Origin of the sequence: Pseudoroseomonas ludipueritiae (assembly GCF_014490445.1) — a bacterium.
In the GTDB taxonomy this organism is placed as follows: domain Bacteria; phylum Pseudomonadota; class Alphaproteobacteria; order Acetobacterales; family Acetobacteraceae; genus Pseudoroseomonas; species Pseudoroseomonas ludipueritiae.
Genome location: NZ_JACTUZ010000123.1, coordinates 1 through 13,011, shown reverse-complemented (window position 1 = coordinate 13,011; position 13,011 = coordinate 1). Strand labels below are relative to the sequence as shown.

The window sequence follows — 13,011 nt, the reverse complement described above, 5'->3', positions numbered from 1 at the left end:
CCAGCGTCGTTCTACCTCACTTCGGCCACCCTGCCGTTTGCAACAGAACCCCCGGAGGTCTTACCACCTACGACAGTGCCACGTGGGCCGGGCCCTCACCCATCTCGCCCGCCGCGCGCTTGGGCATCACACCAGGCATCGCCTCCAGCAGCGGCGAGGCGCCACCCTAAGCTTCGGCCGGATCTGCCTCATCTCCAGCAGATCCGTCCCCCTCAGGCGCAAGCTGCGGCACAGCCGCCACGCGACGACATACCGCTCCTCCAGGCGGTTGTACTCGGGCAGGCCGATGAGGCGGTTGAACTCATCGAAGGTGATCATGTCCGGCATCCTGCCGACCGTGGTTCCTGTGGCTCCTCCACATAGCTCTGCAGGGCCTTGGCCGCGGCGTAGAGCGGTCCCGTCGGGTAAAGGGCGATGCTGACGAAGTCCTGGTCCTGTCGCGCGTCGACGGCCGCCTTGATCGTCTGGACCATCTCCTCCGTCGGGATGACCCGTCGGCCCAGCATGTGCCCGCGCCGCTTGAGGAAGACCTAGTCCTCCAGTTGGGTGGCCGCCGCACCGACCCGCTCGTACGCCTGCACGGTTCGGGCGACGTTCAGCGGGTTGCCGAAGCCGGTGTCCCATCAATGATGACCGGCACCTTGACGGCGGCGGCGATGTTGCGCGCCCAGCCCGTCATAGGCGCCTGGCGCGAGCAGCACAGCTTGCTGGCCTTGAGAAGCCGCTTCAGGTGGGTGGTCTTCCTCACCGAGCACTCTTTTCGAGGCTGGTGATCCTCTCTTCGGCGGCCGCGCACGGGCCTAGCGCCTGGCGTGCCCTGCCACCGGCCGATGCGCCGGGCAGGGCAGCGGCGTCTTGGGCAACCGGCAACAGGGCTTCAAGCGACACGCCGGTGTCGGTTCCCATGCGCTCGAACATCCAGACCACGTCCTCGGTCGCCACGTTGCCAGTGGCGCCGGGCGCGAAGGGGCAGCCGCCGAGGCCACCTGCGGCGGCGTCGAACACCCGCACCCCTTCCTGGTAGGCGGCGTAGGTGGTGGCGAGGCCGAGGCCGTAGGTGTCGTGGGCGTGGTAGGCCCAGTTGGCAACCTGCGGGCAACACGCCGCCGCCGCGGCACAGAGCTGCGCCACGTGGTCCGGCGTCGCCCGTCCCGTGGTGTCGCACAGGCAGATCTCGACATCCGGCCGCATCGCGACGAGGCGCCGGACCAGCTCGAGCACCGGGCCGACCGCCATCCGCCCGTCGAAGGGGCAGTCGAAGGCGGTAGCCAAGTTGATGCGCAGCTCGACGTCCCCCGGAAGCGCGTCGAGCAGGCGGGCGTAATCCTCCACGGACTCGGCCACGGAACGGCGGACGTTGCTCTGGTTGTGCGCCTCGGACGCGGAGAGCACGTAGACCAGGAAGCGCGCTCCGGCCTGCACCGCCTCCCGCGCGCGCCGGGCCGTCGGCACCAGCACCTGCGGCCGCAGCCCCGGCAGCCGGGCCGCCACTTCCAGCAGATCCGCCGTGTCACGCAACTGCGGCACCGCCGTGGGGCTGACAAAGGAGCCGATCTCGATGCGGCGCAGCCCGGCGGCGGCGAGGCGGCGCAGGAAGGCCGCCTTGGTTTCGGTCGGGATCCACGGCCCGATCGGCTGGAAGCCGTCGCGCGGCGCGACCTCGACGATCTCGACAGCCTTGCTCATCAGCAGACCCCTTCCTGGCGAAGTGCGGTGATCTCGTCGGCGGACAGGTTGAGCAGGCCGGAGAACACTTCCTCGTTGTGCGCGCCGACGGATGGCCCGGCCCAGCGGATGGCGCCGGGGTCGTCCGGAACTTGCGGCACGATGCCGGGGTGCAGCATGCGGCCGAGCTGCGCGTCCTCCACCTCGCGCACCATGCCGCGATGGCGGAACTGCGCGTCGGCGGCGCAGTCGGCGACCGTGTAGGCCCGGGTCGCGGGAACGTCGGCCGCTTCCAGCATCCGCTCCAGCTCGGCCGCCTCATGCTGCGCCGTCCAGGCGTTGATGTGGGCGTCCAGCGTGTCGCGGTTGGCGACGCGCGCCTGGTTGCCCTGGTAGCGCGGGTCCCCAGCCAGTTCAGGCCGCCCCATAAGGTCCGCCAGCCTGCGGAACAGCGGGTCGGAGTTGGCGGCGATCAGCACCCAGACGCCGTCGCGCGAGCGGTAGGCGTTGGACGGCGCAGCAGTGGCGATGGCACCTCCCGCAGGCTGGCGCACCGTGCCCAGCGCGCCGTATTCCGGCAAGGCGCCTTCCAGCAGGCTGAAGATGCTCTCGGTCAGTGCGACATCCAGGGTCCGGCCGCGCTGGTCGCCACGCCCGGCCGCGTCGCGCCGCCACAGGGCTGCCATGACGCCAAAGGCCGCGTAAAGCCCGGCCACGCTGTCGCCGATGCTGATGCCGACGCGCACCGGCGGCAGGTCGGTGTTGCCGGGTGGATGGTTGGTGAGGTGGCGCAGGCCGCCCACCGCTTCCCCGATCACGCCGAAGGCGGCGCGGTCGCGCTGGGGCCCGTCCTGGCCGTAGCCGGAGACGCGGGCGATCACGAGGTCCGGCCGCGCCTCCCGCAACGCCGCCTCGGACAGGCCGAGCTTGTCTAGCTGCCCAGGGCGGAAGTTCTCGACCAGTGCGTCGGACTGCGCGGCAAGGCGCAGCGCCAGCTCCTTCGCGCGCGGCTTCTTCAGGTCGAGCGTGATGCAGCGCTTGTTGCGACCATGCACGGACCACCAGGCGGAATGGCCCTGGTGGCGCGCACCCCATTGCCGCACCGGATCACCGGCGCCTGGCGGCTCCACCTTGATGACGTCGGCGCCGAGGTCGCCGAGCAGCCGCGTGCAGAACGGGGCGGCGACGAAGTGGCCGAGTTCCAGGACGCGCAACCCGGACAGGGGGCCCGCAGCGGCCGTATCCCCTGGGCGTGTGGGGGAGTCGATGGTGGTCGTGGTCATGGCGCTCGTGCCCTCATTCGGCGGTGATGTTGCCCGCGCTGACCACCTCGGCCCATTCGGCGAGTTCGCGCGCGACCCGGTCGCCGAGTTGGCTCGGTGTCATCGGGCGCACCACGGCGCCCTGCTCCTCCGCCTTGGCTCGGAATTCCGGCGTGGCGGTGATGGCGCTGATCTCGGTGGCAAGGCGGCCGACCAGCGCTTCCGGCGTGCGCGCCGGGGCGAAGACGGCGAACCAGGCCTCGGCGGTGAAGCCGGGCAGCCCCTCCTCGGCGGCGGTCGGCACGTCCGGCAGGGCTGGATGGCGCTCGCGGGCAGCGAGCACCAGGGCCCGCAACTGGCCACTCTGGATGAAAGGGATGGCAGGCGGCGGCGTGGTCAGGAACAGCGGCACGCGCCCGGAAAGCAGGTCCTGCATGGCTGGCCCGGTGCCCTTGTAGGGCACGTGCACCAGGTCGATCCCGGCGCGCTGCTTCAGGAGTTCGGTGCCGAGATGCTGCATGGAGCCGTTGCCTGCGGAGGCGTAGTTCAGCTTGCCCGGGTTGGCCTTGGCGTAGGCGACCAGCTCGGCCAGCGTTTTCGCGGGCACCGAGGGGTGTTCCAGCAGCACCTGCGGCGCATCCATCAGCAGCGCCACCGGCGCGAGGTCCGTGCGCGGGTTCCAGCCGAGGTTCTGCACCAGGGCGGGCGTGCCGACGTGGTAGCCGGAATACTGCACCAGCAGGGTGTGCCCGTCCGGCCGCGCCCGGGCCACGGCCTGGGCGCCGATCACGCCGTTGGCGCCCGCGCGGTTGTCCACGACCACCGGGCGGCCGAGGCGCTGCCCGAGCGGCTCCGCCAGGAGCCGGGCGGCGAAGTCGGTGGTGCCGCCCGCCGAGGTCGGGACGATCAGCGTGATGGGACGACCCGGCGCGAAGTCTTGCGCGGCGGCGCGCCTGATCAGGGCGGGGGCGCCCAGGGCGGCGAGGGTGAGCAGCGGCAGCGCGGCGCGGCGACCGATGGGCATGGCATTCCTCCTTGCTTCGTGGCGTCAGCGCCGGGGCGCTTTGGCGGCGGAACCATGCTGCGGCGGGCGGTCGCCCTGCCATGCCTCTCTCGGCAAGGGAGGTTTCGCGGTTCGGGAGAGAAGGCCGGGTTCTAGGGGAACTGGCGGCCCAGCAGGTGGGCCGCCAGCAGCCTCGCGGCGGCGGGCAGGGCTTCCGGGTCACGGCGGACGCAGAGAGCCAGCGGCCGCACCGCCCATGGCTCGTCAAGGGCGCGCACGGCGATCGCCATCCTCGCGGCATGCGGTTCGGCGCCGGTGTGGGGCAGGATCGCCACGCCCAGGCCCGCCTCGACCATGCGGCGCACCCCGTCGAAGCTCGCGACATTCACCCGTTCGCGCAAGGCGAGCCCGATGGCCTCCGCCTCCCGTCGGTAGGCCTGCTGCAGCGCCATCGCTGGCGACAGCCCAACGAAGGGCTCGGCCGCGAGGTCGGCAAAGCGGAGCGGCTTCCCGGAAACGGCGAGAGGATGGTCCGCCGGGAGGAGCGCGACCAGCCGGTCCTCGCGGCACGGCAGCATCCGCAGTTCCGGCGGCACGACGCGCACCGTGCCCGATGCCAACCCCAGGTCGGCCACGCCGGTCCGGACGGCGTGCAGGATATCGGCGGTGTACCGCTCTTCCAGCGAGACCTCGATGCCCGGGTTCTCCGTGAGAAAGCTGGCCAGCGCCTCCGGCAGGAACCCGGCGACGGCCGAGATGTTGGCGTGCAGGCGCACATGGCCGCGGGCCCCGGCGGCGAAAGCCTCGACATCGGCGAAGGCGCGGTCGAGCAGGTCGAACAGCGGACCGAGGTGGCGCAGCAGCACCTCGCCCGCCGCGGTTGGCTCGACGCCGCGGTCGTACCGACGCAGCAGGGCGGTGCCGATTCGGGCCTCCATCTCGGCGATGCGGCGGCTGAGGGCCGAGAGCGCCAGGCGCTCGCGCTCGGCGGCGCGGGCGAGGCTGCGCTCCTCGACCGCCGCCTTGAAGACGCGCAGCGTGACGAGGTCCAGGCCGAGGGCTGCCCAGGGCAACGAGGTTCTCGAAATAGGTTCCATCCCTGGTGCGAAAGCCGATCTTAGCCGCGCATCTAGTCCACCCGGCGGGAATTCTATTACCAAGTGGCGCCGGAGCGGACTATCGATGCCGGATACGTCACGACGCTCCACGTCGTGGCCGCGTGACCAGGCGCGGCAGCGGGTGGCGGGGTGGTCACCACCACACCGGCCGTCCCAGGGTTCCTCACGAGCTGGCGGATACCGGTCCCAGAGGGGGCTCCAGCAAGGGGCAGCCGTGGTATCCGTGTGTTGTTAGGATGGAGTCTCCGCAGAGGAACAGATGGCTCCCACCCCACGCATGCTCCCGGGCACGGCTGACTTGGCTAGGGCACAACCGGGCCGGTGGCCGAGCCGCTTGCCGACATCGCGTACCGGCGCATCAAGGCGGCCATCCTGAACGGGAGCCTTCCCCCGGGTCTGCAGGCAACCGAGCAGCAGATAGCGGCACAGCTCGGCATGAGCCTGACGCCGGTCCACACGGCCATCGTCCGGCTGCAGCACGATGACTGAATTGCGCTGTCTGCCCGGCGCGGCCTCGTCATCGAGGATAACAGTTGCGGGCTACGAGGCATGGCGATGATCAGGAAGGGACAGGTTCACGGGATCAGTGGTTGCGACACCGCAGCACAGGCAGCGTTCGTCACAAACCTCCTCGCCACTGCATGATGTCGGGCTCTACAGTATCACTTCTGCCCTGCACCACCGTTCGCAACAGAACCCCGGCACACGTGGGTTGTGGCAGCCCAGCGGGTTTCTGGGCGGGGATGGCAGCAACGGCTCCATCTCAGCCCTGAGCGCATCCGGCAGGCGCCAGCCATCATCTCGAATGCGCCGCTTCGTCGTCCGAACAGATCCTCTCATCAAGAACGAGGATCTGGGAAGCCCTCAGTCTAATGCCTAGTGGATAGGCTCTATGGCGAGTTGATGGAGGAGCAGGACAGTGACCCCCGGCATCTCGCCCGCAGGTCACGGTGACGACAGTGATGCCATACGACAGGATGTGCGCGACCGCGGCGGGCAGCCGGAGACCCCGACCAGGCGCAACAGGCACATCCCGAACAGAGTCCAGCAGCCTCTCTACGCCCTCCGCAACCGCATCGGGCGCTGTATCAACTGCTTAAAGAACTGCCGCCGCGTTGCTATCCGCTACGACCACACCGCGAGCCGCTTCCTCGGCTTTGTCCAACTCGCTGCAACCTGGTTATGGATCAGCTTTGTCCACGCCGCCTAGAATTTGCCTTAAACATTAGTTATTTGTATGGCGGTATGGCTTCCCTCTCACCCGGGACGCTAGTTTCGAGATTCCGGCATAGACGGCCGGTATGGAGTTACCGGAAGCCGCATGCATCCGCCGAGCATTTACGACGCCTATGAGGACTGGGTCCAACGGCACGGCAGCCTGACCGATGAAGACCGCCAGCTTATCAAAGCGGACCTTATCAACCTGCGCGACCCACCGCTGTTGTCCGTGGCAATGCCACTAGTGCCAGAACTGCGCCAGGAGGATCTCCGTTGTGCTATCGACGCCCTGCGCAATCAGCTTTACCCAGGCTGGGAGCTATGGCTGTGGGGCATAGCCCCACCTGCCGTCTTGCCATATCTACAACAGGCGATGACCGCGGACACGCGTATCCGCTGGTCCGCACAGGCTGACGCGCAGGCGGTCACTGCGCTGGCTTGCGGCGAGATGCTGGCATTGCTGGAGCCCGGTGCCGTCCTGGCCGAGCACACGTTCTATGAGGTGGCAGTTTCCCTCCGCACGCGGCCGGCGCCCGACGTGCTCTACGCCGACGAAGATCGCCTCGGCCCCGACGGGCACCGTCACACGCCGCGCTTCAAACCGCTGTGGAGCCCGGAACTGCTGGCGACGCATGACATGCTAGGTCAGCCCTGCTTCTACCGGATGTCGCTGCTGCAGCGGCTGGGTGGGCCGAGGCCGGAATATGGGCCGGCCATGGGCTGGGACCTTGCGCTCCGGGCTACGGCAGCCACCACGCCGGACCGCATCGTGCATCTGCCGACCGTGCTGTGTCACGGGCGGGACGGCGCGGAGCCCGACCGGCAGGACGGCTACCCAGAAAATGGGGAGCGCGCACTGCGTGACTGGCTGGCTGCGGAAGGATTGGGCGAGGCGCGGCTGCGCCCCGCTCCGCTGCAGCCTAGCGCTTGGCAGATCGTCTATCCGCTGCCGGTGGAGTTGCCGCCCGTCTCCGTCATCATTCCAACACGCGACCGGCCGGAGCTGCTGCGGGCCTGCTGCACGGGTCTGCTGCAGATGACCGATTGGCCAGCGGACCGGCTGGAGGTGCTGGTGGTGGACAACGGCAGCACCGACCCTGAGGCGCTGGCGCTGCTACGGCAGCTGGCGGCGGACCCCCGGCTGCGGGTGTTGTCAGCACCCGGCTCGTTCAACTATCCCCGGCTGAATAACCTTGCGGCAGGCCAAGCGCGCGGCAGCCTGCTGGTGTTGTTGAACAACGATATTGAGGTGCTGGAACCCGGCTGGCTCCGCGAGATGGCGGCACTAGCTCTACAGCGGGAGGTCGGCATGGTTGGCGCCAAGCTGCTTTATCCAACCGGCGAGGGCGTGCAACATGCTGGGCTCGTGTTCGGCCCGCAGGCCGTTCGCCACCTGCTGCGCTTTGCGCCAGCGAATGACCCAGGCTACGGCGGTCAACTGGCGCTGACGCAGGCCCTCTCCGCGGTGACTGGCGCTTGCATGGTGCTGCGCCGCGAAGTCTATGAGGAGGTGGGCGGGCTGGATGAAGGCCTCGCGGTCGGCTTCAACGACATCGACCTCTGCCTACGGATTCAGGATGCCGGCTACCGCATCGTATGGACGCCACACGCTGTGCTGGTGCACCGCGAGAGTGCCTCACGCGGGCTAGACGTAACGGAACCACAGCGGCAGCGCGCTGAGGGAGAACTGCGATTCATGCAGCGCCGCTGGGGCGAAATGCTAGAGCAAGACCCGTACCACAATCCAAACCTGATGCTGTATGACGACACTGGTCACAACCAGGCCCAGCTGTCAGTGCCCCGGCGCACTCCGCCCTGGCGTAGGGCCGTTGAGGCGGTGCAGGCATGACGGGAGGCGCGGACGGTCTGGCGGTGACGCAGGAGCGCCGGATGCGGGCAGCGGCAGCGCGGCGTACGACGATGCTGCGGGAGGAGGCGGCGCGGCTGCGGGACGAGGTCACGCGCCTACATGCCGAGATCGACCGACAGAGGGACTACATCAAAGCGCAGGATGTCATCATCCTTGAGGACCGCGAGAAGGCCGCCCGCCAAGTCGAGGGAATCACTTCGGCGCTGCTGGAGATGACAGTCAATCGCGATCAGATGGCGAACGCTTTGCGCGTGACCAGTATGGAGCATCAGCGCCTACTGCGATCCACCACGTGGCGGATCACGGCTCCGCTGCGTTGGGCCGTGAGCCACATCCCCACCTCTGTACGGCGGCTAATTCGGCGGGGGTCACGCTGAGAGGCTGATTGGAAACGGGAGTGGGATGAGGGTTGGCTGGCCGGGGCAGACATGATTCCAACAGGTTGTCGAGACCAAGTGAGAGTGCCTGAACCCGGTTAAACGCGTGTGGCTCTACCTGCGTGAACGCTTCCTTAGCCATCGCCTTCACGCTGACTACCATGTCGTGCGGGACGCCGCCTGCAAAGCACGGCGCAGGCTCACTCCAGACTTTCTCGAGTCTCTGGCCAAATATACTTGGCTGCCACAGATCAGTTCATAGAATACGCGATGTAATTTGCGTCCAGGAATCATCCGCCCTGCCTCGCAATTACTCTTTCGGAAAGCGGATCTAAGTTCCTACCAAGGAACGATATCTCGCCGATATAGGCTCAGGACCTATCAGAGCGTAAGCGTCAGCCGATGGCGGCGGACTTCGCCTCTGGCCTGAAGTTCCATGGCAGGAACTCTTCAATGCGGGTCACAGGGTAGCCGCATGCAAGGCGGTCGAGCACGGAGGCGATGTAGGCTCCGGGATTGAGTCCGTTGAGCTTGGCGGTCTCAGCGACGGTGTAGATGATGGCGGCGCGCTCTCCGCCAGCGTCGGATCCCACGAACAGGAAGTTCTTCCTTGTCACGGCGATACCGCGCAGCTGCCGCTCCGAGAGGTTGTTATCGATCAAGAGCCTGCCGTTCTCCAGGTAGCGCGCCAGGGCGTCCCACCTGTTGAGTGCGTACTGCATCGCCTTGCCCAGAGGCGACTTGCCCGAAAGGCGTTGACGCTGCGCCTGCATCCACTCGTGCAGCACGTCGAGTAGCGGCTTGCTGCGAGGCTGGCGTGCGGTGAGGCGCTGCGGCGCAGGCTGGCCGTTGATCTCCGCTTCGATGGCATAGAGAGCGGCAATCCGTTGCAGCGCTTCCTCGGCGATCGGTGACATCGTCCCCTCGAATACCTCGAACATTTTGCGGCAGGCATGCGCCATGCAGGCGACGTGAAGGATCCGCGACAGGTTGCCGCCTTGAGAGCGCGTCAGGGTGTCGTAGCCGGTGGAGCCCTCCGCGTGCAGCCAGCCTTTGAACACCTGGAGATGCTCCCGCGGCCGCTCGCCCTTACGGTCGGGCGAGTAGTGGTAGAGCCCGCGGGCGCGCCAGGCTCATGCCATGGTCTTGGGTCAAAGGCGTAGACCTAGAACCGGGCCTGCCGCGTTCGGCCTCGCCCCGGCGCCAGTACAGATCTTCCCTTGATTTGATGGACAGGGATCAGGCGGCAGCATTCTCCATCTGCTCTGGCGTCTGGTAGCCTAGGGCGGAGTGGATACGCTGCTGGTTGTAGTAGCCTTCGATGTAGGAGAACACGTCGCGCCTGGCTTCGTCCCGCGTGGCCCATTGGCGCTGCTGGACGAGTTCAACATTGCGGGTGTGGAAGAAGCTTTCCATGGGCGCGTTGACAGGTCAACGCCATGACACAGGGTCAATCGAGACAAGGGTCACGCTCTCCAGGCAGCGTCATAAACTCACAATCCAGGCAGTTGCCACGGCGGCTCATGGATTGCCGCATCCCAGCTGCCCCCAGGAGCCGACGATAATCGTCGGCAGCGTACTGCGAGCCGCGGTCCGAATGCTGCAGCAGTCCAGACGACGGCCGCTGCCGCTGGATGGTCATGGCGAGGGCTGCGCAGGCGAGTTCCGCACGCATGTGCTCGCGCATGGACCAGCCGATCACCTTGCGGGTGGCCATGTCGAGCACGGCAGCGAGGTAGAGCCAGCCCTCACCAGTGGGCAGATAGGTGATATCGGCCAGCCAGACCGTGTTGGGGCGGCTGACCGCGAACTGCCGGCCCAACAGGTTCGGGGCGACCGGGAGGGCATGGCGGCTGTTGGTGGTCATCGGACGAAAGCGTCGCCCTGCGATGGCCCGGATCCCTGCGCTGCGCATCAGCCTCTCAACCCGTCCGCGGCTGACCTGGCGTCTCTCGGCGCGCAAGGCAGCCTGCAGGCGCCGGATGTCGGCCAGGATCTGCTGGTTGGCCAGGGTCCTGGCGCTCTCGGGACGCGTCCGCCAAGCGTAGTAGCCGGAAGCAGAGACGCCAAGCACGCTGCAGCTCACGCCGCAGGCGTGCGATCTCGGCGGCCTGATCCGCCGGCGAAGACGCCGGGGCAGACGGCGCCATGATGGATCCTATGCCTGCCGCAATGGGCTGCGGCCGCACTGCCTCGCCATTCTGCCGCCGCCAGCAGCGCCGCATGGAGGGCTGGATCCCCAGCTCGCCGGCCACTTGCGTCAGCGGCCGGCCGCTGGAGCGCAACAGCGCGACCGCTTCCTGCTTGAACTCCGGCGTAAACTCCACCGTCCTTGCTCATCGGACACCTTCCTCCCATGGAGCTTACTCAGGGGTGTCCATCAATTCGAAGGAAGATCAGTTTAAGGCTTCCAATCTGAGACTTCGCAGGTAGAGCTAGTGGAGAAGCGGGCGCAGTTGGAGGCGAAGGGCTCAGCTCGCCGGTTCGTCACACCTGATCACGTGGGGCGATGTTGAAGGTGGGATCTCCGGCAAAGTCGCTGGCCTGGGTGAAGGGTGCCCCGGAGCCGATGAGCCAGGCATAAGCCTGTTTGGCTTCCGCAGTGTCTAGCACATCAATGATGCCGGCCAGCGCCATTCGCGCGGTTTGCGCGTAGTCGCTTTCCGTGCGCTGCCATCCCTTGCCGTTGGACCAGTTCCGCGCCTGGGTTTCTCGTCCCAACTCGGCCCAGCTGCGGTAGGGCGCCGATTGCCCCTGCCCGGCATTGGCAATAATGTAGGCGACGCCGTCCCGCGGATTGAAGCCTTGGTTGCCGGACTGAAAGCGGCCGACCAGAAAGTTGCTCATCCAGGCCAGCACTGCCCGGGCCTGCGGGTTGCCCTTCCATGCAGCGGCGGCGGCGGTCGAGGCCAGGAAGTCCTGCTGCCAAGGCCGCAATTCCGTCAGCGGCTCATAGGGGCTCAGCACCCGGCCAAAGGCCTCGCCCTGCATTTCACTCCATTGCGGCAGCTGCGCAGCCATCCAGGCCCAGTTACGGGCCTCCTGTGCCGCGAAGCTGGTTCGGTGCGGGTCGCGGTCGGGGCTGATCCAGGCCGCCTCGTGCAGCTGGCGCAGGGACCAGGCCATGCCGCGCACTTGCTGGCCGCGCACGATATTGGCCTCGGCCCCGCCGCGCGGATCCGGCCAATGCGACATGATGTTCCAGGCGGCCTGAGCCTGCAGCTCGTCCAAAAAGGCGCGTCGGCCGGTCAGCAGGAAGGGCACGAAACACAGGTCAGGCTGGTGCGCGCTTTCCGGCGTCCACCCGCCCGCATCGGTAACGGGCTGGCTCAGCCCACCTGGGGGTGTGCCGCCGCGCCCGTCCGTCCATAGGCGCGGCCAGCGGGCGACATTCAGCCAGCCGCCTGCGCCGGGCTGCGCGTCCCAATGATGCCAGGGGATGGCACCGGCGGCCTCGGCCTGCCCGATGCAATATTCCACCGCACGGCGGTCTCCGGTCATCAGCCACGCTGCCTGCGACTGCATGGCGGGTCCGATGTCGCTGCGGCCACCAGTCATCGGCATGTCCTGTGTGATGCCACGCGGGTCGAAGGGGCGGCTCCAGTCCGCTCCGCCGGCGGAGCGGGCGTACCCGTCCATCAACGAGGTGTTGACGCCGGTGGATAGGTTGTAGCGCGCCGCAGCGCCGGTGTCGGCAAGATAGGTGGCGTCGTGCCGGACCAGGGGCGGCGAGGGTGCGCGGCGTCGATCGGCCGTGAGGCCCACGCGGCGGCCGAACGCGGTGTACTGCGCCTGCCGCAGATCACGGAACTGCAGGACCTCCCGCCCGTCCAGCACCACTCTGAGGCCATAGACCACGGCCCCACCACCAGACTGCATGGACACGTCGTTGCGCATCCAAAGGTCGGCCCAGACCGTGCCGTCCTGGTGCCAAGCCACGTCCGCCACCAGCCGCAGCGACGTCACGCCGGACACGGCCGAGGGCGGCACGGGCATGGCGAGCCGCGCCTGCCAAGCCAAGGGGCCGGCCTGCCATAGGTCGCACTCCTCCGGCTTCTGCGCGCGTAGAAGTGCGATGAGGTCAATACGCCATGGCGCGCCACTGCCCCGCGGCACGACCTCCAGCAGCAACTCGCGTTCTGCCAAGGCGGCCGGCAACTGCGGGTCTGCCGCGCGCTCTTCGCCGGCCATAGACAGGATGATGCCGGACTGGCGGCCAGCGGGCAGCGCAAAGACTGAGCGACGCTGACGATGGCGAAGCATGCCGAGCCGTCCGGGTGGCGCGCCACAACGTCATGCTGCGTGGCCAGCACGCTGTCATCGGCTCGGCGGGCGGCCAGCACTTGACCACGGGGCAGGTCACTAGGCCGGAAGGCCTGTCCGAACACCGCCACAGTGCCAGCCGGCGCGCCAGAGCCCTCCAGCATCAGGCTGACAAGCTCGCCCGGGCCTAAGGCCTGTTAGATCTTGATTGCTGTTCCCATGTTCTGGGTATGGC

General features: G+C 67.8%; 12 protein-coding genes and 2 pseudogenes. 4 read left to right on the top strand and 10 right to left on the bottom strand.

The genetic code is table 11. From position 1 onward, the window contains the following. Positions 1-126 precede the first annotated feature (126 nt). The 7 genes from IBL25_RS19625 to IBL25_RS19595 all read right to left on the bottom strand — a co-directional run bounded on the left by IBL25_RS19625 (position 127) and on the right by IBL25_RS19595 (position 5,003). Positions 127-318: a hypothetical protein gene (locus tag IBL25_RS19625; protein ID WP_187780204.1), complete on the bottom strand. Its 192-nt coding sequence runs from the start codon at positions 316-318 to the stop codon at positions 127-129. After that, the gene (locus tag IBL25_RS19620; protein ID WP_187780203.1) at positions 315-473 is read right to left on the bottom strand and encodes a hypothetical protein; all 159 of its coding nucleotides are present in this window, start codon (positions 471-473) and stop codon (positions 315-317) included. The genes IBL25_RS19625 and IBL25_RS19620 overlap by 4 nt, the downstream gene beginning before the upstream one ends. A 122-nt stretch (positions 474-595) precedes the next feature. Further along, entirely contained in the window at positions 596-748 is a 153-nt protein-coding gene (locus IBL25_RS19615; protein ID WP_187780202.1) for a hypothetical protein, read from the bottom strand. Continuing rightward, complete coding sequence (locus tag IBL25_RS19610; RefSeq protein ID WP_187780201.1) at positions 745-1,686, bottom strand: hydroxymethylglutaryl-CoA lyase; 942 nt, start codon at positions 1,684-1,686, stop codon at positions 745-747. The genes IBL25_RS19615 and IBL25_RS19610 overlap by 4 nt, the downstream gene beginning before the upstream one ends. Then, positions 1,686-2,948 (bottom strand): CaiB/BaiF CoA transferase family protein, encoded by a 1,263-nt coding sequence (locus IBL25_RS19605; protein ID WP_187780200.1) that lies wholly within the window; start codon positions 2,946-2,948, stop codon positions 1,686-1,688. Before IBL25_RS19605 ends, IBL25_RS19610 begins: the two co-directional genes overlap by 1 nt. A gap of 13 nt (positions 2,949-2,961) precedes the next feature. Next, a complete protein-coding gene (locus IBL25_RS19600) occupies positions 2,962-3,951 on the bottom strand; it encodes a Bug family tripartite tricarboxylate transporter substrate binding protein (RefSeq protein WP_187780199.1) in 990 nt (329 codons plus the stop codon). 131 nt (positions 3,952-4,082) lie between these two features. Continuing rightward, positions 4,083-5,003, bottom strand: a complete 921-nt coding sequence (locus IBL25_RS19595) for a LysR family transcriptional regulator (protein WP_187780198.1) — start codon at positions 5,001-5,003, stop codon at positions 4,083-4,085. A 366-nt stretch (positions 5,004-5,369) separates the two neighbouring features. On the opposite strand from IBL25_RS19595, the gene IBL25_RS27020 reads away from it, so the two are divergent. From IBL25_RS27020 to IBL25_RS19575, 4 genes are all read left to right on the top strand, one after another. Then, a complete protein-coding gene (locus IBL25_RS27020) occupies positions 5,370-5,537 on the top strand; it encodes a GntR family transcriptional regulator (RefSeq protein WP_187780197.1) in 168 nt (55 codons plus the stop codon). Positions 5,538-5,967: 430 nt separating this feature from the next. Further along, a complete protein-coding gene (locus IBL25_RS19585; protein WP_187780196.1) occupies positions 5,968-6,258 on the top strand; it encodes a transposase in 291 nt (96 codons plus the stop codon). A 111-nt stretch (positions 6,259-6,369) separates the two neighbouring features. Further along, entirely contained in the window at positions 6,370-8,115 is a 1,746-nt protein-coding gene (locus IBL25_RS19580; protein WP_187780195.1) for a glycosyltransferase family 2 protein, read from the top strand. Then, a complete protein-coding gene (locus IBL25_RS19575; protein ID WP_187780194.1) occupies positions 8,112-8,513 on the top strand; it encodes a hypothetical protein in 402 nt (133 codons plus the stop codon). The genes IBL25_RS19580 and IBL25_RS19575 overlap by 4 nt, the downstream gene beginning before the upstream one ends. A gap of 395 nt (positions 8,514-8,908) precedes the next feature. Here IBL25_RS19575 and tnpC read toward each other — a convergent pair. The 3 genes and pseudogenes from tnpC to IBL25_RS19560 form a co-directional block, all read right to left on the bottom strand. After that, positions 8,909-9,616: pseudogene (gene tnpC, locus IBL25_RS19570) on the bottom strand (IS66 family transposase); the annotation flags it as partial. Between the two features lie 136 nt (positions 9,617-9,752). Continuing rightward, positions 9,753-10,840, bottom strand: a pseudogene (locus tag IBL25_RS19565) (IS3 family transposase). Between the two features lie 160 nt (positions 10,841-11,000). Further along, positions 11,001-12,776: a hypothetical protein gene (locus tag IBL25_RS19560; RefSeq protein ID WP_187780193.1), complete on the bottom strand. Its 1,776-nt coding sequence runs from the start codon at positions 12,774-12,776 to the stop codon at positions 11,001-11,003. Positions 12,777-13,011 lie beyond the last annotated feature (235 nt).

Coding starts and splice junctions, on each gene's coding strand:
- IBL25_RS19560 (WP_187780193.1), bottom strand. CDS start 12,776: ATGCTTCGCCATCGTCAGCGTCGCTCAGTCTTTGCGCTGCCCGCTGGC.
- IBL25_RS19600 (WP_187780199.1), bottom strand. CDS start 3,951: ATGCCCATCGGTCGCCGCGCCGCGCTGCCGCTGCTCACCCTCGCCGCC.
- IBL25_RS19605 (WP_187780200.1), bottom strand. CDS start 2,948: ATGACCACGACCACCATCGACTCCCCCACACGCCCAGGGGATACGGCC.
- IBL25_RS19575 (WP_187780194.1), top strand. CDS start 8,112: ATGACGGGAGGCGCGGACGGTCTGGCGGTGACGCAGGAGCGCCGGATG.
- IBL25_RS19580 (WP_187780195.1), top strand. CDS start 6,370: ATGCATCCGCCGAGCATTTACGACGCCTATGAGGACTGGGTCCAACGG.
- IBL25_RS19620 (WP_187780203.1), bottom strand. CDS start 473: ATGGTCCAGACGATCAAGGCGGCCGTCGACGCGCGACAGGACCAGGAC.
- IBL25_RS19610 (WP_187780201.1), bottom strand. CDS start 1,686: ATGAGCAAGGCTGTCGAGATCGTCGAGGTCGCGCCGCGCGACGGCTTC.
- IBL25_RS19625 (WP_187780204.1), bottom strand. CDS start 318: ATGATCACCTTCGATGAGTTCAACCGCCTCATCGGCCTGCCCGAGTAC.